The sequence below is a fragment of the Corynebacterium auris genome, assembly GCF_030408575.1.
Lineage (GTDB): Bacteria > Actinomycetota > Actinomycetes > Mycobacteriales > Mycobacteriaceae > Corynebacterium > Corynebacterium auris.
In genome coordinates this window covers 1,263,415-1,283,601 of record NZ_CP047047.1, presented here as the reverse complement: position 1 = coordinate 1,283,601, position 20,187 = coordinate 1,263,415, and the positions used below count along the sequence as shown (strand labels likewise).

The following is a 20,187-nucleotide window of genomic DNA, read 5'->3' as shown; positions in this document are numbered from 1 at the left end:
AAGCACCCATGACGGATCCGATCTCCCTAGACCCGGTTGAAGACGCAATCGCGGCGGTTGCGCGCGGCGAGGCCGTCGTCGTCGTCGACAACGAGGACCGAGAGAACGAGGGCGATCTCATTTTCGCCGCGGATCTGGCCACCCCCGAGCTTGTCGCCTTCATGGTGCGCTACACCTCCGGCTACATCTGCGTGGCCATGGAGGACGAGCGCGCGGACGCGCTGCAGCTGCCGCCCATGGTGGCCCGCAACGAGGACGCCCGCGGCACCGCCTACACCGTCACCGTCGACGCCGCCACGGGAACCACGGGCATCTCCGCGCGCTCGCGCTGCGAGACGATCACCCGCCTCGCCGACCCGTCGCGCGGGCCAGCGGACTTCACCCGCCCCGGGCACGTCGTCCCGCTGCGCGCACGCCGCGGCGGCGTGCTCACCCGCGACGGGCACACGGAAGCCTCCGTGGACCTCGCGCGGCTGGCCGGGCGGGCGCCCGTGGGCGCGCTGTGCGAGATCGTCTCGGAGCAGGACCCGACGGAGATGGCGCGCGGCCCGGAGCTGCGCGCCTTCGCTCACGCCCACGGGCTGAAGATGATTTCCATCGAGCAGCTCATCGCGTATCGACGCCACCGGGAGCGCTTCGTCGAACGCACCGTGGTCACCCACCTGCCCACGGAGTTCGGCGACTTCGACGCCTACGGATACCGCAACGTGGTGGACGGCACCGAGCACATTGCCCTGGTCAAGGGCGACATCGCCGGGGCACGGGAGCTGCTCGTGCGCGTGCACTCGGAGTGCCTGACCGGAGACGTCTTCGGCTCGCGCCGCTGCGACTGCGGCCCCCAGCTGCACGAGTCCATGCGGCGCGTCCAGGAAGCGGGGGCCGGTGTCATCGTCTACGTGCGCGGCCATGAGGGCCGTGGCATCGGCCTGCTGGCCAAGCTCGAGGCCTATCGGCTGCAGGACGAGGGGCTGGACACCGTCGACGCCAACCTGGAGCAGGGTCTGCCCATCGACGCCCGCGAGTACTCCGTGGCGGGGCAGATCCTCGCCGACCTGGGAGTCGAGTCCTTCGAGGTCCTGTCCAACAACCCCGACAAAGTGCTCGCGCTGACGGGCTTCGGCCCAGAGGTCAGCGGGCGCACTCGCATCGAGGTCGCCCCCTCCCACGACAACATCCGCTACCTGCGGACCAAGCGCGACCGGATGGGCCACGACCTGCCCTCTGTGGAACACTGGCAGGACAGCGCCGACCACCCCCTACGTTAAGGAGCACGCCGATGGCCACCCACGCAGCGCCCCAGGGCTACGCAATCAAGGCGGAGGGTTTGACCCTCGCCGTCGTGTCCACCCGCTGGAACGAGCGCATTGTCTCCCAGCTGAACTCCCGGGCCGTGGCGCGGGCCCGGGAACTCGGCGCGAAGGTGGACGAGTACCTCGTCGCGGGCGCGCTCGAGCTGCCCGTCGTGGTGCAGGAGTGCGCCCGGCGCTACGATGCCGTCGTCGCCCTCGGCTGCGTCATCCGCGGGGAGACGGCACACTTCACGTACGTGTGCGACTCCGTGACCGCGGGGTTGACCCGCATTGCGCTCGACGAGTCCACGCCCGTCGGCAACGGCGTGCTCACTGTCGACGAGGAGGACCAGGCCCTCGACCGCGCCGGCGGGGAGGGGGCGAAGGAGGACAAGGGGGCTGAGGCCGTGGAGGCCGCGCTCGGGGCCGCCGTCGAGCTGAAGCGCGTGCGTGCGCTCACGCCGCGGGTTTAGTCAACGGCGCGGCAAGGACTAGGATCAGGCACGAACGAGGCCGCGCATTCCGGGCGCGGCGGTGATGGGGAGAGAAGAGGACGTGAGCGAGGGTAACAGGCTGAGCGACGGCGAGCTGGAGTACCTGAACGCCGCCGACCCACACGCGGTGGTCACGACGAAGCCGTGGGAGCTCGAGATCACCTCGTCGTACCTGCGCAAGGTCGCTGTCGTGTGGGTGATCGTGGTTATGGCCGTGCACATTTTCATGGCCGCGGTGCTCGACGTGGAGTTCACGGGCCTGACCATCACGCAGATTGACAAGTTCGCATTCCCGGGCGTGGGCTTGATTATCAGCGTCCTGTCCTGGTTCGCGCTCACCCGCCCGCGAGTGCGCGCCAACGAGGACGGTGTGGAGGTGCGCAACATCATCGGCACCCGCTTTTATCCCTGGTTGGTTATCTACGGTTTGTCCTTCCCGCGGGGGGCGCGGATGGCAAGGCTCGAGCTGCCGGAGTTCGAGTACGTTCCGCTGTGGGCGATCCAGGCGGGCGACGGGGCCGCAGCCCTCGACGCTGTGACGAAGTTCCGCCGCCTCGAAGCCGCCTACATGCCGGAGGAGTAACCCGCCCGTGCCCAATCCCGCAAGCTACCGCCCCGCCCCGGGAACGATTCCGACGGAGCCGGGTGTGTACAAGTTCCGCGACCCGAACGGCCGGGTCATCTACGTGGGCAAGGCGAAGAACCTGCGCGCGCGCCTGGGGAACTACTTCCAGCCGCCGCAGCAGCTGCACCCGCGGACGCGGCAGATGGTGTTCACCGCCGGGTCGGTGGAATGGACGGTTGTCTCCTCCGAGGTCGAGGCCCTCCAGCTTGAGTACACCTGGATCAAGCGCTTCGACCCGTGGTTCAACGTCATGTACCGCGACGACAAGACGTACCCCATGCTCGCGGTCAGCGTCGGGGAGCGCTTCCCCCGCGCGTTTTTCTACCGCGGCCCGCGGCGCAAGGGGGTGCGTTACTTCGGCCCCTTTTCCCACGCCTGGGCGGTGCGCGAGACGCTGGACCTGCTCACCCGAGTTTTCCCCATCCGCACCTGCTCGAACGGCGTCTACAAACGCCATGAGGCGCTGGGTCGGCCGTGCCTGCTCGGCTACATAGACAAGTGCTCGGCGCCGTGCGTCGGCCGCGTCGATGAGACCGAATACGACGAGACGGTCCGGGGCTTCCTCGCCTTCATGTCGGGGCGCACCGACGCGGTGGTGCGCGAACTGACCCGCCGGATGAACGAGGCGGCGGAGAACCTCGAGTTCGAGAAGGCTGCGAGGCTTCGCGACGACCTCGGGGCGGTGAACAAGGTCATGGAGCGCCAGACGGTGGTGCTCACCAAGGGCACCGACGCTGACGTCATCGCCTTCGACACCGACGAGCTCGAGGCCGCCGTGCAGATCTTCAATATCCGCGACGGGCGCACCCGCGCCCAGCGCGGCTGGGTCGTGGAGAAGACCGGCGACGAGCCGGGCAGCGGCGAGCGCCTCGAGGAGGGCCAGGACGACCCGGCTCTTCCGACGCTGATGCAGAACTTCCTCGTGCAGTACTACTCCGACGCCGTCGAGCGGGTGCGGCTGGAAGAGGAGGAGGACCGCGCGCTGCTGGAGAGCAAGATCCGCCGCCGCGGGGTGGACCAGGAGTCCCACGCCGCGGCCCGCCCGCCGGTCCCGGTGCCGCGGGAGATTCTCGTCGCGGTCATGCCCGACGAGCCGGAGGAGGTCACCGAGCTGCTCGCGGAGCTGCGCGGGGGGCCCGTCGAGATCCGCGTGCCGCAGCGCGGGGACAAGGCGGCGCTCATGGAGACAGTCCACCGCAACGCCGCGGAGGCGCTGCACCAGCACAAACTGAAGCGGGTCGGCGACCTCACGGCGCGCTCGCAGGCGCTGCAGGACATCCAGGATGCGCTCGGCCTCGAGGAGGCGCCGTTGCGCATCGAGTGCACGGATATCTCCCACATCCAGGGCACGGACGTTGTCGCCTCGCTCGTGGTATTCGAGGACGGCTTGCCCAAGAAGAGTGACTACCGGCGCTACCGCATCCGCGAGGCCGCCGGCGAGGGGCGCTCCGATGACGTCGGCTCGATCGCCGAGGTGACCCGCCGCCGCTTCCGGCGCTACCACGAGGACAAGTTGGCCACACCCGACGAGGACGTCTTCGACGACGACGCCGCCGACGTGGAGACCACCGGCACCAGGCGCTTCGCCTACCCGCCGCAGCTCTTCATTGTCGACGGCGGCAAGCCCCAGGTCAACGCGGCGCAGGCCGTCTTCGACGAGCTCGGGATCGTGGACGTGGCGCTGATCGGACTGGCCAAGCGCCTGGAGGAGGTCTGGGTGCCCGGCGACGACGAGCCGGTGATCCTGCCCCGCAACTCCGAGGGCATGTACCTGCTGCAGCAGGTCAGGGACGAGGCGCACCGCTTCGCCATCACCTACCACCGGCAGCAGCGCTCCAAGCGCATGCGGGCCTCGGCGCTCGACGGGGTGCCCGGGCTCGGCCAGGCCAGGCGCACGGATCTAGTCAAGCACTTCGGCAGCGTGAAGAAGATCCGGCAGGCGAGCACCGAGGACATCCAGCAGGTCAAGGGAATTGGCCCGAAGCTGGCGGAGGCGATTTATGAGCACCTGCACAACCAGTGATGCGGGCCGCGGGCGATTGGTTAGGATTGTCCGCATGGTGTCCGTCATTCGCCCCGTCATTATCACAGGTATGTCCGGCGGGGGCCTGTCCACGGCCGCGAAGGTCTTCGAGGACAAGGGCTTCTTCGTCGCACAGAACCTACCGCCGCAGATGATCCTTGAGCTCATCGAGCTCGCCGGGGGCGAGAATTCCCCGGTGGCGCGCCTCGCCGTGGTCACGGACGTGCGCGCCCGCATGTTCAACGGCTCCCTGATGGGCACGGTCAACGAGATCCGGGCGGCGGGCTCCGACCCCTTCGTTCTTTTCCTCGAGGCGCGTGACGACGTCCTCATTAGCCGCTTCGACAGTGTGCGGCGCACCCACCCGCTCCAGGGGGACGAGACGCTCCAGGCCGGGATCCGGCGCGAGCGCGAGGAACTCGCACAGGTGCGAGCGGCGGCCGACGTGATCATCGACACCTCCAACCTCTCCGTCCACGACCTGCGGCGCGCCGTGGAGGCGTCGGTAGGCGAGCTCGGCGGTGGCAAGCAGCACGTGACGGTGGAGTCCTTCGGGTTTAAGCACGGCTCCCCGCGCGACGCCGACATCGTCCTCGATGTCCGCTTTTTGCCCAACCCGTACTGGGTCGAGGAGTTGCGCGACTTCCGCGGCGTCGACGCCCCCGTCGCGGACTACGTCCTGTCCCAGCCGGGCGCGCCCGAGTTTGTCGACAACGTGGTGGCGCTTTTGGTGTCCATGCTGGGCGGCTACCGGCACGAGGGCAAGGACTTCATCACCGTCGGCATCGGGTGCACCGGCGGGCACCACCGCTCGGTGGCGGTGTCGGAGGCCATCGCCGCCAAGCTGCGCGAGACCGACACCGTTGAGGTCAGCGTGCTGCACCGCGACCTCGAGCGTTCCTGATCCACCTCAATTTCTGACAGCCACACCATGAGTTCACTTACGTTTACCTGCCTTGGCGGCGGCCACGGCCTCTACCAGACCCTCCTTGCCGCGCGCGAGGCCCACGCCGAAGCCATCAACGCCGTGGTCACCGTCGCCGACGACGGCGGCTCCTCCGGACGCCTGCGCCGCGAGATGGGCATTATCCCGCCGGGCGACCTGCGCATGGCGTGCGCGGCACTCGCCTGTGACGACGAGCCGGGCAGGCTGTGGCGCGACACCCTCCAGCACCGCTTCGGCGGCAACGGGGCGATGGCCGGCCATGCGCTGGGCAACCTGGTTATCGCGGGGCTGACGGAGCGCCTCGGTAGCATCCAGGCCGCCCTCGACACCCTCACCGGGTGGACCCGTTCTGCGGGGCGGGTGCTGCCGGTGTGCAACGAGCCGCTCGACATCGAGGCGGAAGTCGCCGGGCTTGACGACGACCCGCGGGTCATCCGCTCCGTCCGCGGCCAGGTCGCCGTGGCCACCACGCCCGGGACGGTACGCCGCGTGCGCCTTTTGCCCGCGAAACCGCCGGTCAACCCGCTCGTGATCGAGGCGATCCACAGCGCCGACATCGTCACCATCGGCCCGGGTTCCTGGTTTTCCTCGGTCATTCCGCACCTGCTCGTCCCGGACGTCGTGGAGGCGCTCAACGACACCGACGCCAAGGTCGTCGTGCTGCTCAACCTCACCCCGGAGGCCGGCGAGACGCAGGGCTTTACCACCGAGCGCCACATCCACGTCTTCTCGCAACACGCGCCGTCGCTGAAGGTGGACTGCTTCCTCGCCGATAACCACATCAGCCCGACGGAGGGCGAGCGCCTCCACCTGCGGCGCACGGCCGAGGCCGTCGGAGCCACCGTGGCCTACCGCGACGTCCACGCAGAGGCCGTCGACGGCGTTGTGAACAGGCACGACCCCGCCAAGCTGGCGGTTGCGCTCCTCGACCTCTACCGCGGGCGCTAAACTGGGCGCGTTGCATTGGGACGTGAAGGGCCACAGAAGGCGGTGTTGCGGGTGTCACTGACCGCGAACGTGAAAGACGAACTGCTGCACGCCACCGGATCCTCCCTCGACGCCGTGGCAGCGGAGGCGGCCGCGCTCGTGCGCTTCGCGGGGGAGTACGAGACGACCCCGCTCGGCCCCGTCCTGGTGGCGGATTTCGCCGAGCTCGCCGTGGCGCAGCGCCTCGCCGAGTCGCTTGGTGCGCTCGGGGTCGAGGGGCTGCGCGTGGGCGCCGTCCGGCACGGCTCCGCCGGGCGTGAGAAGGCCTACCAGGTGCGCGTGGAGGAGGGAGCCGCGGAGGCTGTGCGTCGGCTGCGCCTGGTCACCGCCTCGGGGCACCCGGTGGTGGGCATGCCCCGGCAGATTATTTCCGGATCGATTCTCGAGGTCGAAGCCGCCTGGCGGGGTGCGTTTTTAGCGCGCGGCACGCTCACCGAGCCGGGGCGCAGCGCGGCGCTCGAGGTCACCAGCCCGTGCCAGGAAGCTGCGATGGCGCTTGTCGGGCTCGCCCGGCGCCTGTCCGTGGCGGCGAAACTTAAGGAGACCCGCGGCGTGGAGCGGGTTTACGTGCGCGACAGCGAAGCCATCGGCGTCCTGCTCAGCCGGATGGGGGCGCCGCGCGCCCGCCTCCAGTGGGATGAGAAGCGCCGCAGCAAGCAGGTGCAGGCCAGCACTGGCAGGCGCCTGGCCACCTTCGACGACGCGAACACGCGCCGCTCCGCCCAGGCCGCCGCGGCGGCGGCCGTGCGCGTCGAACGGGCGATGGAGATCCTCGGCGACGACGTCCCGGAGCACCTCGCCGAGGCCGGATACCTGCGCGCGGAGCACCGCCACGCGTCCCTGGAGGAGCTCGGGCGCCTGGCAGAGCCGCCCATGACCAAAGACGCCGTCGCCGGACGCATCCGCCGTCTGCTCTCGCTCGCGGACAAGCGCGCCGAGGAACTCGGAGTCGCCGACACTAACGGCAACCTCGCCGGCGGGGAGTAGGGCCCCTGCGGGGGAGGGGGGACGTCGCTAGACTCGGCAGCGACGGACCGGTCAGCGCTGCGGTTCCTCAGACGTGACACCCTCAACTCCACCCGTGAAGGAGACGACGTGACTACTCGCATCGGCATCAATGGCTTCGGACGAATCGGGCGCGCCAGCCTGCGCGTCATTCTCAGTGAATACGCAGGCGAGCTCGAAGTGGTAAAGATCAACGACCTGACGGACATCGAGACACTTGCCCACCTGACCAAGTACGACACGGCCTACGGCCCGCTCGGCCGCGAGGTGGAGCACGACGAAAGCTCGATCACCATCGACGGCACTCGCATCGCGGTCTCCTCCGAGACGGACCCCGCCAACCTCGCCTGGGGCGAAGCCGGGGTGGACATCGTCCTCGAGTGCACCGGCAAGTTCCGCAGCGGCCCCGACGCGAAGGCGCACCTGGACGCGGGCGCAAAGAAAGTCATCATCTCCGCGCCCGGCAAGGATATCGACGGCACCTACGTCTGGGGCGTCAACGACGATGCGTACACCGGCGAGGAGACAGTCATCTCCGCCGCCTCCTGCACGACCAACTCGCTGGCCCCGGTGGCGAAGGTCATCGACGACAACTTCGGTATCCGCGACGGCCTGATGACCACAATCCACGCCTACACCGGCGATCAGCGCCTCCAGGACGCGCCCCACAAGGACCTGCGTCGGGCCCGCGCCGCAGCGCAGAACATCGTCCCCACCACCACCGGTGCGGCGAAGGCCGTCGGTCTCGTGCTGCCGAAGCTGCAGGGCAAGCTGGACGGATTCGCCATGCGCGTGCCCACCATTACGGGCTCGGCCACCGACCTGACGGTGCTGCTGGAAAAGTCGACGTCCGCCGAGGAAGTTAACGCCGCGCTCAAGCAGGCGGCGGCAGACCCGAAGTTCGGCCAGGCGCTGCGCTACACCGAGGACCCGATCGTCTCCTCCGACATCATCGGCGCCTCCGCAGGCGCGATTTTCGACGCCGGAATGACCAAGGTCATTGACGGTACCCTGCTCAAGGTCGTCTCCTGGTACGACAACGAGTGGAGCTACACCTCCCAGTACATCCGCATGGCCAAGGTCGTCGCGGACAAGCTGAACTGATCCACCGAGCGCCCGTACACTCGACACCGTTTCACTAGCCCACCTGTCAAGGAGTTTCATATGGCCCTGAAGACCCTCCAGCACCTTCTCGACGAAGGCGTTGACGGCCGCCACATTCTGGTGCGTTCGGACTTCAACGTCCCCCTCGACGAGGAGGGCACCATCACCGACGCGGGGCGCATCGACGCCTCGCTGCCGACGCTGAAGGCCCTTCTCGACGCAGGCGCCAAGGTCATCGTCATGGCCCACCTTGGCAGGCCGAAGGGCGAGGTAAAGCCCGAGTTCTCCCTGCGGCCGGTGGCCGAGGCACTCTCCGATCGCCTCGGCCAGTTCGTCGCCCTCGCCGGCGACGTTAGCGGCGAGGACGCCCACGAACGCGCCAACGGCCTGACGGAGGGGGAGATCCTCCTGCTCGAGAACGTGCGTTTCGACGCCCGCGAGACCTCCAAGGACGACGCCGAGCGCGCCGAGTTCGCCCGCGAGCTCGCCGCCCTCGCTGCCGACGACGGCGCCTTCGTCTCCGACGGCTTCGGCGTGGTCCACCGCAAGCAGGCCTCCGTCTACGACGTCGCGCAGCAACTGCCCGCCTACGCCGGCTTCCTCGTGGAGAAGGAGGTGGAGGCCCTCGGCAGCGTCAAGGACGAACCCGCGCACCCCTACGTCGTGGTGCTTGGCGGCTCGAAGGTCTCTGACAAACTCGGCGTCATCGAGGCGCTGGCGGAGAAGGCGGACAAGGTCATCATCGGTGGCGGGATGTGCTACACCTTCCTCGCGGCGCGCGGCCACAATGTACAGAACTCCCTGCTCCAGGAGGACATGGTGGATACGTGCTCGGGCCTCATGGAGCGCTACGGCGATAAGCTCGTGCTCCCGGTGGACGTGGCCGCGGCGCCGGAGTTCGACAAAAACGCCGAGAAGAAGGTGGTTGGGCTCGACGACATTCCTGAGGGGTGGATGGCTCTGGATATTGGCCCGGAGACCGCGAAGCTCTACGCCGAGGCAATCGCCGACTCCCGCACGGTTTTCTGGAACGGCCCGATGGGCGTATTTGAGTTCCCCGCCTTCGCGGACGGAACGAAGGCTGTCGCCGAGGCGATGATCGCCGCGACGCGTGACAACGACTCGTTTACCGTTGTCGGGGGCGGCGATTCAGCCGCGTCGGTGCGCATTCTCGGCCTTGACGAAGACGGCTTCAGCCACATCTCGACCGGCGGCGGTGCTTCCCTCGAACTCATCGAGGGTAAGGAACTGCCGGGTATCTCCGTCGTGAGCAACTAGGCAAGAAAGGAAGTCCCATGGCACGCACGCCGCTGATCGCGGGCAATTGGAAGATGAACCACGACCACCTGGAGGCCATCGCCACGGCACAGCGCCTCGCCTTCGCCTTCCCGAAGGAGGGATACGAAAGCGTCGATATCGCCCTGCTCGTGCCGTTCACGGACCTGCGATCGGTGCAGACTCTCGTCGAGGGCGACAAGCTGCAGTTCACCTTCGGTGCCCAGGATGTCTCGCCACACGACAACGGCGCCTACACCGGAGACATCTCCGCCGCGATGCTGGAGAAGCTGGGCTGCACCTGGGTGGTCGTCGGCCATTCGGAGCGGCGCCAGCACCACTCCGAGGACAACGAGCTCGTCGCCGCGAAGGCGAAGAAGGCTCTGGCCCACGGTATCAACCCCATCGTCTGTGTCGGTGAGCCCGTGGAGGTGCGCGACGCGGGCCGACACGTCGAGTACGTCGTGGAGCAGACCCGTGACTCGCTCGCGGGCCTCGACGCCGACGAGTTGTCGCGCAGTGTCGTCGCCTACGAACCCGTCTGGGCGATCGGCACCGGAAAGGTGGCCTCCGCCGAGGACGCGCAGGAAGTGTGCCACGCCATCCGCGGCGTTATCGCCGATGTGGCGGGAGAGGAGGTCGCGGCCGGCGTTCGTGTGCTCTACGGCGGATCGGTGAAGACCGACACGATCGGCGAGATCGTGTCGCAGCCCGACATCGACGGCGGCCTGGTCGGCGGCGCCTCCCTCGATGGCCAGGAGTTTGCCCGGTTGGCCGCGGCAGCGGCGAACGTGGTGCGCTAACCCGCCCGGTGCGGGCGGTAGTGTACGATAAGCACGGTTACATCCCCGAGGAAAGTGGAGAGAAGCACCGCATGGTTCTGGCCCTTGAGATCGTCCTGGTCATCGCGTCGATTCTGATGTCCATCTTTGTCCTCCTGCACAAGGGCAAGGGCGGCGGCCTGTCGAGCCTCTTCGGTGGCGGAGTGCAGTCCAACTTGTCCGGTTCGACGATTGTGGAGAAGAACCTGGACCGCTACACCGTCGTTATCGCACTGATCTGGGTCACCTGCATCATCGGCCTGAACGTCGCGCAGTCCTTCGCCCTGTAGGACTCACAGCGTGAAGGCTGTGGGCCCGTAGGGTGAAACGCTCCCCATTCGCTGGACTGAGGAATCGGGTACCGGCTAGTGGGGAGCATTTTTCGTTGTGAGCACGGTTCTCTCATTCGGCATCAGTGCGAGCAGGGTCGGACTCTCGCGCGGGGCGCAGAAGTGGAGATGACGCGTGAAAACCGAAGGTGCTCACGGAGGGGGGCGCTGCGCCGCCGGGAAGCGGAAAACGCGTACCCAAGAATGTTGCGGGACGTGAAGAATCATGGACGCGCCTAGATAGCCAGGCGAGCGTCATCCCCATGTCGCGGCACCGCCCGGAGGACCGCGTGGACGCGGCGGGCACGCCCCCAGTCGACATGCTCCTACCACGAGAAACGGCTCCACGAACCGGACTAGGACGCTGCCCTTAAAGAAGCAATCCAGGAAAGCGTCGAGTGCGACAAGCATCTCTACGGCCACCGGCGAATCCTGCGGTGACTTGCGGAAACAGGGCCGAGTGGTCAACCCCGAGCCCGTCTTCCACCTCATGCGCGAAACGGGTCTTCGGGCCAAGATCCGCCGCAGCGCTGAGCCATAGTGCTAGCAGCAAGCGTGAGCGCAGGCGGCGGGCGGTGGCGGTGCCGATGCCTCCCTCGCGCCGGTGATGACGACGGTGCGTCCGTCGAATCGCTTCATGACATCTCCTTCGGTGGTCGTTCGCCTACAGGACGGCGATGCGCAGGTCGTCGGCGCGGTCGGTGCGCTCCCAGGTGAACTCGGGAAGCTCCCGGCCGAAGTGCCCGTAGGCGGCGGTCTGGGCGTAGATCGGGCGCAGCAACTCAAGATCGCGGATGATGGCTCCGGGGCGTAGGTCGAAGACCTCCCGGACAGCACGCGCGATCGCCTGGTCCTCGACGGTGCCGGTCCCGAACATTTCGACGTAGAGGCCGACGGGGTTGGCTTTGCCGATGGCGTAGGCGACCTGGACCTCGGCGCGTTCGGCGAGGTCTGCGGCGACGATGTTCTTCGCCACCCATCGCATCGCGTATGCTGCGGACCGGTCGACCTTGGACGGGTCCTTCCCGCTGAAGGCGCCGCCGCCGTGCCGTGCTGCGCCCCCGTAGGTGTCGATGATGATCTTGCGTCCGGTCAACCCTGCGTCGGCCTTCGGGTCACCCATGACGAAGCTGCCGGAGGGATTCACAAGCAATTTCATGCCCGAGAGGTCCAGCCCGGTCTCCTCGACGACGGGGCGGATGACGGCATCGTCGAGAGCGTCACGAAGCTGGTCCTGCGTCATGTCGGGGTGATGTTGGGTGGAGACGACGACGGTGTCGACGGCGCGGGGCGTAGCCCTGTCGTAGCCGAGCGTGACCTGGGTCTTGCCGTCAGGTCGCCGGAACGGCAACTGGCCTGACTTTGGCGCTGTCGTGAGACGCTCGGCCAATCGGTGGGCAGTCCGGATCGCTAGAGGCATCAGTTCGGGGGTCTCGTTCGTGGCGTAGCCGAACATGAGGCCATGGTCTCCTGCACCCTGCTGGTCGTGGAGAGGGGAGGCCGTGCCGTTGCGGGATTCTTCGGAGCTGCTGACGCCGTCGCCGATCTCGGGAGACTGTTCCCCGATCGACACGGTCACGCCACAGGGGTCGCCGTCGAAACCCATCTCGCTGGAGGTGTAGCCGATGCCGTTGATGACGCGGCGGGCGATGGCGGCGATGTCGGCGTATCCGCTGGTGCGGATTTCCCGGGCGACATGGACCAAACCGGTAGTGACGAGCGTTTCCACGGCGGTGCGGGAGTGGGCGTCTTGAGTGATGAGTGTGTCAAGGATGTTGTCGCTGATCTGGTCGCAAATCTTGTCGGGGCGGCCGTCGGTCACCGCTTCCGACGTGAAAAGTCGTAGCGTCATGGTTTGTCCTTCTTCTCAGGCGGTATCGCGGTCGGGGGGTGGGGAGCCCCGAGTGTGGTGCTCCTCACCGCTCGTGATCGCTTAGTGGGGTGCGGCGTTCAGCGTGGGCGTCTTGCGCAGGAGCACGGCCAGTCCAGCCAGGGCGGCGGCGCACGCTCCGATGACGATCAGGAGCACGGCGCGGTAACCGTCGGTGCCGGATGTCGAGAGCGCGGTGATGGTGGTGTAGATGCTGCCGAGCACGGTCACCGAGAGGAGGCTGCCGAATTCGTAGGAGACTTCCTCGACGGCGGAGGCCATGCCTGCGCGTTCGGGGGCGACGTTGGTGATGATCGTCGAGGACGCGACGGTGATCAGCACGCCGATGCCTGTGCCGGCGACGAACAGGCTCAGTCCCAGCCAGGTGATGTGGGCGTTGAGGGTGAGTGTGGCCAGGCCGTATCCGAGACCGGCCAGGACGGCCGCGACCAGCAGCAGCGCTCGTGGCCCGATGCGGGTCAGGAGCGAACCGCTGGCCAGGGAGGTGATCGTCGCGCCGACGGCGATGCAGCCTACGAGCAGCCCGGCCTGGAGGGGCGTGTACCCGGCGGTGGCCTGGAAATAGAGCGAGGTCACTGCCCCGATGCCGGCAAAGACGAAGGTGCTTAGCCCGGCGGCGAGGACACCGGCGGACACGGCGGCGTTGCGGAAGATCGTGAAGTCCAGCAGCGGCGTGTCCAGTCGGCGCTGTCGGGTCACGAACAGCGCGAAGCCGACCAGGGCGGCGACCAGCGAGATCCCGGTGATCGTCGCGGACGGCGAGGTGGAGGCGATTTCCTTGATCGCGGCGACGAGCCCTGTCAGGCCCATGAGCGCCCAGATGGAGGAGACCAGGTCCCACGGGACGGCTGATTCTTCGGCGGCTTTCGGGGCGAAGATCGCGGTGAGGATGAACGTCACGATCACGATCGGCACGTTGATCAGGAACACCGACCCCCACCAGAACCACTCGAGCAGGAGCCCGCCGACGAGGGGCCCGAAAGCGATTCCACCGATCGACACGCTCGACCAGACTGCGATGGCGATGTTGCGTTCGCGTTCGTCGTCAAAGGTGATGCGGATGATCGCCAGGGTTGCCGGGAGCATGAGGGCTGCGCCGATGGCGAGCAGGGCGCGGGAGAAGATGAGGATGCCCGGTGTCGGTGAGAACGCCGCGATGAGCGAGGCCAGCCCGAACAGGGCGATCCCGAGGAGGAACACTCGTTTGTGGCCGTAGCGGTCTCCGAGGGTGCCGGTGCCCAGGAGCAGGCCGGTCATGACCAGCGGGTACATGTTGATGATCCACAGGGACTCGCTGGTGCTCGCCCCCAGAGCGTCCTCGAGCACGGGGACGGCGATGTAGAGGATCGAGGTGTCAATCGTGGCCAGCAGGAGGCCGAGGGAAACGGCGGTGAGGACGATCCATCGGCCTCGCTGGGTGCGGGTATCCGCGGGAGCGGGGGTGCCGGCGTCGAAGGTTCCGGGTCGGGTGTTGCCGTTGTCGTGAGTCATCCGGTGTGCTTTCTTTGGTCCCATTCCTTCTTGAGCATGGCGAAGGTGAACTCGTCACCCCATTCGCCCTTGAAGATCTCCAGCTCGCGGAAGTGAGCTTCCTTGCGCAGCCCGAGTCGTTCCATGAGCCGGGCGGAGGCGTCGTTTCTCGGGTCGCATCGCCCGATGATGCGGTGCAGGTTCAGGGTCTCGAATCCCAGTCGGAGCATTTCGACGGCCGCTTCCGAGGCGAGTCCTTTGCCCTGGTATTCGGGGTGGAAGACATATCCGAACTCGCCCTGGGAGTTGTCCCGGCTCAGCAGCGTCAGCAGCACGTAGCCGATGACGGTGCCGTTATAGTCGACGGCCAGCAGGAGGGTGTCCCCGTCGTTTTCGAGTTTGGTCTGGGTCACCCGCTTGGCCAGTTCGTCGGCGTTGTCCGCGCGCGTGCGGGGCTCGTTGAAGAGGTACCTCGCGACGTCGTCGCGGGATTCGAAGTCGAACATGTCGTCTTCGTCTGCGGGTGTGAATGGTCTGATGATCAGGCGGGAGGTAGTGATGGGCTGATCGAGGTGGAACATTACTTTCTCCTTCTGCAGCACGTGTGTGCGGTCATGGTCAGTGCGACGCTGCCGGTGGCGTCCGACGGGTCGCGGTAGGGGTCGAGCAGGTCCGAGATTCGGTGCCGGTGGCCGTCGACGAACACGTCGCGAATCCTGGCGGTATCGGCGATATCGGCCAGGGGGTCGCCGTCAATGATGAGCATGTCGGCATGTGCCCCGACGGTGAGTTGTCCGAGGAGTTCGCTGGCTCCGAGGGCTTTGGCCGCGTTGACCATTCCGGTGCGCAGTGCGTCCACCGGGGTGAAGCCGTGGCGGACGAGGGCCCGGAGATTGGTGTGAATGCTGACGCCGAGGTCGTCCAAGGGGGCATCGGTACCGAGCACCACGAGGCCGCCGGCTTCGTTCACCGACCGCAACAGGTCCACGTCGCCGCGGGTCCATGCCAGGTTGATGGGGTCGGGGTCCGTGGCAGCTTGATCGGCCTTGTCCTGGAGGCGGCGGTAGTCCCACCAGGGGTAGAGCACCCGGGTGCGTTCATCGTCAACGAGGTCGCGGGAGTCGGCGTGGACTTCCGCTGCGAACAGCAGAGTCGATGACACCCAGAAGTCTCCGCCCGAGAGCAGGGACACGGTGTCGGCCGCGGTGAGTCCTTTCGCGGCGCTGAGGGTGCGGGAATAGCCGAGCCGGTTCCCGCCGCCGGTGTGCTCCATGCCGTGCAGACCCGAGGCGACTGCGGGGTAGACGTAGTGGGAGATCACGGGAATCCCATGGGCGGCGAGCCCGTCGACGAGTCGGCGCTCGAGGGTGACGGGGAGGCGCTGGTAGGACTTCACGCAGCTGTAGCCGAGGGCGAGGATGCGTTCGATCTCCCGGTCGACCTGCTCAGCCGAAGTCACGCACCGCATGAACCCGAACGAGTACCGGTTGCCGTCGAGAGGCTCGCCGTTGTTGAGGAACCGCGGACCGATGCCGGTGCCGGCGTGGGTGGCTTCGCGTGTCTCGCGTGCTTCGTAGGCGAGGTCGCCGGCCGAGCGGCTGGTGGTCACCCCGTAGGCCAGCCAGAGGCGGCCTTGCCGGTTTCCCCAGGCCCGGCCTCGCATGTGCCAGTGGTTGTGCATGTCGATCAACCCCGGGATCAGCGTGTACGGCGAGGCGTCGAGATCTGCCATCCGGGACTCGTCGGCAGGCCGGATATTGGTGATCGTGCCGTCCTCAATCGTGACGTCGACGTTGCGCTGGTAGTCCTCGTCCACCCCGTTCCAGAGTCGTCCGGCGCGCAGCGTGAACCGCTCGGGTCGTGCCTGCCGGGTGTAATCGAGGGACGGCCGTACGTCGGCAGAGGCGGTGAGCAGATGGAACGTGCCCAAAGACAGGAACGCGACCTCTCCCGATGCGGAGCTGGTGACCCCGTCGGCGATCGCGTCGGAGGCGACGGTGGCCTCGGCAGTGGTCCGTCCGGACTGGTCGACTGGGACGCGGTGCAGCCTGCTTTCGCAGACCGCGTAGAGAGCGGTGCCATCGGCAGCCCAGACGGGGCCGTCGTGGTTGCGTGTCGCGATCGACAGACCCGGTGAGAATGGTTGGGTGAACGTCTCACCGCTGGCGAGGTCGAGGACGAGCATCTCGTTGAGGCCGCTGTCCGAGCGTGGCGAGGCCAGCTGGTGCACGGCCATCGCGATCTTCTGAGAGTCAGGCGACCACGTCGCCTTTCCCGGTGTCTCGTGCCCGGTCAGCAGTTCGGTGACCGTGCCGGAGGCGAGCTCGAGCCGATGCGTGCCGCCGGCTTCATCGTGGAACACCACCGACGCGCCGTCCGGTGACACCGATGGTAGGAGCGCACCGTTCTTCTCGAATGTCAGCTGCGTGTCCGTGCCGTCGGCAAGGACGTGGCGCCACAAGTTGACGATTCCTTTGCGGTCGCTGGTGTAGATGATCGCGGCCCCGTCGGGTTCCCAGGTGGGATCGGCGTTGAAGTAGCCGTCGTCTACGACCACGCTGGTGTCGCCGGAGGCATCGGTCAGCCATAAGGCGTTGAGCGCGCGGAAACAGATCCGGTCACCGTCCGGGGACAGCGCCGCCCCGGTCAGCCCGAGTGCGGGACCATGCGCCTCCAGATCCAGGCGCGGCTTGATCGCCGCAGGGGCGGCCGCCGCCGACAGAGCGACCTCGAACGGCACGGCAGACGTGCTTGTTCCATTGAGCGTGCGCCGGCGGATCTCCCCGCTGGTGGAATACATGAACTCCGTGTCCGATAGCCACGCCGCCGGCAGCGGTGCGGGCTCTTCGTCCTCGGGGTCAGTGAGGCGTTGCCCGTCGTGTTCGAGCCACGCCTGCGGGGTGTGCGAGACGACGTAGATCAACTTGCCCGATGGCGAGTACGACAGTCCCCGGATGGTAGGGCCCTCCTCGACCGTGCGCAGTGTTTTCGTGCTGCCGGTCGTGATGTGGAGCTGTTCGATGTGAGTGTCGTCGGCGACATAGACGATGTGCTTGCCGTCGGGATGCCACCGCGGTGAGTGGTAGGACCGTTGGTCGTCGGTCCCGATGAGGACATGCCGGTCTCCGCCTCGCACGCCGATACGACACACGGCACTGGTGCCTCCGGCGTCGGAGATGAACACGATGTCCTTGCCGTGGGGCGAGACGTGCGGGTCCTGGTCGTCCTCGGTACCCGCGGTCAGACGGGTGACGGCGCCGGTGTGCAGGTCGAGGGCGCACAGATCGTAGGTGCCGTGCCGGAATGACTGGAACACGACGGTGCGCCCGTTCGGGGTCAGGCTCGGCCAGGTGGCGTCTTCGACATCGTCGGTGAGGCGGCACGCTTGCCCGCCTCCGGCGGGCAAGCGCCACAGCACATTGCCGACGTCGATGATCGTGACGTCGCTGCCGGGATGCGTGCTCAGCGTGATGTTCGTGGCCGTGCTGACGGTGGTGCCCGCCCCGCCGGCGTGCGCGCGGGGTGCGAAGGTGCCGGGTTCGAGCAGGGCGGCGGTGGCCGCGACGGCGACGCCGCCCTGGACGAATCCTCGTCGGCTGTTGAGTGCGTCCATCAACTCTCCTTGACCGCGAGGATGAATCGCGGAAGTTTGTCATGGTCCCGGTGACTGGTGATCTGCCCGAAGCCGACGTCGGTGAGGATCGTGAGGATCTCGTCGAGGGCTGCGTCGTAGTGCTCGAGGGCGAACGTGCCTCCCGGTCGCAGGAGCCGGTGCGCGGTGCGTGCCACGAGACGGGTGAGGTCGAGGCCGTCCGCGCCCGAGTACAGCGCCGTCTTGGGCTGGTAGACCGCCCATTCGCTGGGTATGTGCAGGTCCGTGGGCACATAGGGCGGGTTCGCGGTGACGAGATCCGTCGTGCCGGTCAGGTCATCGGCGAAGCTCTCGTTGCCTATGTCGGCCTGGAGGAACTCGACCCGTCCGGCATCGACGCTCTCCAGACGGTCGGCGTTCTCTTGGGCGCATGCCACGGCGGATTCGGCCACGTCGGCTCCGATCACGCGTGCCTGGGGCAGCCGGGTCGCGACCGCCAGGGCGATGGCTCCGGTGCCGGTGCACAGATCGACGACCGTCGGCGTGGGCGTGGAGAGGTTCTCGATCGCGGCGGTCACCATGGCCTCGGAGTGCACTCGGGGGATGAACACGCCCGGGCGGACGGTGAGATCGAGTCCGAGAACGTGGACGCGCCCGGTCAGGTACTCCAGGGGCTCCCGGTTGCTGCGCCTCGCCACGAGGTTAAGGAACTGCTCGCGTTCGGCCGTATCCGGTGCCGTTGTGTCGTCGGTGGTGCCGAAGGTGTGCTCGGCCAGCACCTGGGCGTCGGCGGCGGGGGTGGGAACGTTCGCCGTGTGCAGCTGCCGCGTCGCGTTCCGGGTGAGTTCTGCCCGGGTGGGGGCCGGTGCCCGATCCGGTGCGCCGAACTTCTCGCGGGTGGCGTCGTAGTAGTCGCGCAGCCACTGCACCATTTGCGGGTGCAGGCGTGAGGAGGCGACCAGTTCGGGCGGTGGCGTGAAGTCGTCGTCGATCTGATCGGCCCAGTTCTGGTAGATCGGCTGGAGGTCGGCTTCGAGGTATTCCTGCCAGTCGGTGGGGATCGTCCAATGGTGCTCGTAGCCGGTGGCGAGCATGTGCTGGACGGTGGTGTCGATGATGCGGGGCCGGCCGCCGGCCCGCCGGACCGGGGCACGTTCGGGGGTGAACAGCGACAGGTCCGCTTCGCCGCTGCCACCGGTGAGGCGGTCGGCGAATTCCTGGGCGATCAGCGGCGACAGGAACAGGCCGTCGCGGTAGGTGCCGGTGGTCATCCACAGACCCTGGACCGGGGTCTCGCCCAGCAGGGGGAACCCGTCGAGGGAGACAGGCCGGTTGCCAACGTTGATGCGCCGCACACTGCTCGACCAGAGGTTCCGTCGGATCTGACGGTGTGCGCATCCGAGGACGAACTCCAGATCGCGCAGGACGGGTTCGGTCATTACGGACGGGTTAATGATGTTGGTCGCGCCGACGTAGACCTGCCCCAGGCCTCGCGGGACGACATGGAGGCCGCAAGCGAACGCGCGGTTCGGGGTCCGGATCACGGATTGGGGCTGGGTGCCGTCATGGGTGGTCATCACTGCGGAGACCCCGTAGCCGGCGACTAGGCGCGGGATGGTGGCGCCGAGCCCGGGGACGAAGTCGATGAGCGCCTGGGAGCCCACACCGGCGGCGAGCACGACCTGGCCAGCTTCGATCACGTCCCCGTTGTCTAGGACCACGGCGCGGATGCAGCCTTGATCTTCGCGCAGGCTCACGGCCCGTTCGTGGATGAGGGTGCAGCCGCGGGCGGCGGCGGCGCCTTCGAGGCGTGCCAGGAGACGGCCGGAGTCGACGGCGTGCTCGCTGGGGATGTGGATCGCTTCGAGCGGACGGGAGTTCGGGTCGGCGTCGACCCAGCCGATGTCGTCGACGTCGACGGTGTCGAAGGGCTCCTTGTTCTCCTGCAGGGTCTTCTGGATGGCGGAGAAGTTCTCGGTGTCGATCTCGCGGGTACCGACGGTGTTGAGGATGACCGTGGTGCCCGAGGCGGTGAACAGGTCGGTGCCATCCAGGGGTGAGTGGTCGGAGATCTTCTCGACCCAGTCGGGCCAGAGCTCTTTGGCTTTCAGGTCGAGGGCGAACTTCGTCCGTCCTGGATCGTCGCTGATGAGGTCGGCGGTGACCTCACCGAAGCAGCCGAGCATGGCACCGGCGGCGGTCGATGCCGCGTACTGCCGGTTCTCGGGGCCGATCAGCGCGACGGTGAGGCCGCGGTCGGCGAGTTCGACGGCGAGGGAGCTGCCGATGGCTCCGTTTCCGACGACGATGGCGTCGAATGTCTGTGTGGTCATGGG

Annotated in this window: 16 protein-coding genes; 11 read left to right on the top strand and 5 right to left on the bottom strand. The window is 67.5% G+C overall.

The annotated features are described in order from the left end of the window. The first annotated feature begins 8 nt into the window (after positions 1-8). From CAURIS_RS06150 to secG, 11 genes are all read left to right on the top strand, one after another. Complete coding sequence (locus CAURIS_RS06150) at positions 9-1,265, top strand: bifunctional 3,4-dihydroxy-2-butanone-4-phosphate synthase/GTP cyclohydrolase II (RefSeq protein WP_290340978.1); 1,257 nt, start codon at positions 9-11, stop codon at positions 1,263-1,265. 11 nt (positions 1,266-1,276) lie between these two features. Next, a complete protein-coding gene (gene ribH, locus CAURIS_RS06145; protein WP_290340976.1) occupies positions 1,277-1,762 on the top strand; it encodes a 6,7-dimethyl-8-ribityllumazine synthase in 486 nt (161 codons plus the stop codon). 64 nt (positions 1,763-1,826) lie between these two features. After that, a complete protein-coding gene (locus tag CAURIS_RS06140) occupies positions 1,827-2,366 on the top strand; it encodes a PH domain-containing protein (RefSeq protein ID WP_290340975.1) in 540 nt (179 codons plus the stop codon). 7 nt (positions 2,367-2,373) lie between these two features. Then, on the top strand, positions 2,374-4,431 hold the full coding sequence (gene uvrC, locus CAURIS_RS06135; RefSeq protein ID WP_290340973.1) for an excinuclease ABC subunit UvrC: 2,058 nt from the start codon (positions 2,374-2,376) through the stop codon (positions 4,429-4,431). 34 nt (positions 4,432-4,465) lie between these two features. Then, complete coding sequence (rapZ, locus tag CAURIS_RS06130) at positions 4,466-5,335, top strand: RNase adapter RapZ (protein WP_290340971.1); 870 nt, start codon at positions 4,466-4,468, stop codon at positions 5,333-5,335. 27 nt (positions 5,336-5,362) lie between these two features. Next, positions 5,363-6,325 carry a gluconeogenesis factor YvcK family protein gene (locus CAURIS_RS06125; protein ID WP_290340969.1) on the top strand — a complete coding sequence of 321 codons (963 nt, stop codon included), beginning with the start codon at positions 5,363-5,365 and terminating at the stop codon, positions 6,323-6,325. Between the two features lie 51 nt (positions 6,326-6,376). Then, the gene (gene whiA, locus CAURIS_RS06120; RefSeq protein ID WP_290340967.1) at positions 6,377-7,351 is read left to right on the top strand and encodes a DNA-binding protein WhiA; all 975 of its coding nucleotides are present in this window, start codon (positions 6,377-6,379) and stop codon (positions 7,349-7,351) included. Positions 7,352-7,459: 108 nt separating this feature from the next. Continuing rightward, positions 7,460-8,473 carry a type I glyceraldehyde-3-phosphate dehydrogenase gene (gene gap / locus CAURIS_RS06115; RefSeq protein WP_290340965.1) on the top strand — a complete coding sequence of 338 codons (1,014 nt, stop codon included), beginning with the start codon at positions 7,460-7,462 and terminating at the stop codon, positions 8,471-8,473. Positions 8,474-8,533: 60 nt separating this feature from the next. After that, entirely contained in the window at positions 8,534-9,751 is a 1,218-nt protein-coding gene (locus CAURIS_RS06110) for a phosphoglycerate kinase (RefSeq protein WP_290340963.1), read from the top strand. Between the two features lie 17 nt (positions 9,752-9,768). Further along, on the top strand, positions 9,769-10,551 hold the full coding sequence (gene tpiA / locus CAURIS_RS06105) for a triose-phosphate isomerase (protein ID WP_290340962.1): 783 nt from the start codon (positions 9,769-9,771) through the stop codon (positions 10,549-10,551). 71 nt (positions 10,552-10,622) lie between these two features. Then, entirely contained in the window at positions 10,623-10,859 is a 237-nt protein-coding gene (gene secG, locus CAURIS_RS06100; protein WP_290340961.1) for a preprotein translocase subunit SecG, read from the top strand. A gap of 703 nt (positions 10,860-11,562) precedes the next feature. Here secG and metK read toward each other — a convergent pair. The 5 genes from metK to prmC all read right to left on the bottom strand — a co-directional run bounded on the left by metK (position 11,563) and on the right by prmC (position 20,184). Further along, positions 11,563-12,750, bottom strand: coding sequence for a methionine adenosyltransferase (metK, locus tag CAURIS_RS06095; RefSeq protein WP_290340959.1), 1,188 nt, complete (start codon positions 12,748-12,750; stop codon positions 11,563-11,565). Positions 12,751-12,831: 81 nt separating this feature from the next. Next, positions 12,832-14,280, bottom strand: a complete 1,449-nt coding sequence (locus CAURIS_RS06090) for an MFS transporter (protein WP_290340957.1) — start codon at positions 14,278-14,280, stop codon at positions 12,832-12,834. Beyond that, positions 14,277-14,840, bottom strand: coding sequence for a GNAT family N-acetyltransferase (locus tag CAURIS_RS06085; protein ID WP_019194584.1), 564 nt, complete (start codon positions 14,838-14,840; stop codon positions 14,277-14,279). The genes CAURIS_RS06090 and CAURIS_RS06085 overlap by 4 nt, the downstream gene beginning before the upstream one ends. Then, the gene (locus tag CAURIS_RS06080; protein WP_290340952.1) at positions 14,840-17,872 is read right to left on the bottom strand and encodes an amidohydrolase family protein; all 3,033 of its coding nucleotides are present in this window, start codon (positions 17,870-17,872) and stop codon (positions 14,840-14,842) included. The genes CAURIS_RS06085 and CAURIS_RS06080 overlap by 1 nt, the downstream gene beginning before the upstream one ends. Continuing rightward, the gene (gene prmC, locus CAURIS_RS06075) at positions 17,872-20,184 is read right to left on the bottom strand and encodes a peptide chain release factor N(5)-glutamine methyltransferase (RefSeq protein ID WP_290340950.1); all 2,313 of its coding nucleotides are present in this window, start codon (positions 20,182-20,184) and stop codon (positions 17,872-17,874) included. Before prmC ends, CAURIS_RS06080 begins: the two co-directional genes overlap by 1 nt. Positions 20,185-20,187: the final 3 nt, after the last annotated feature.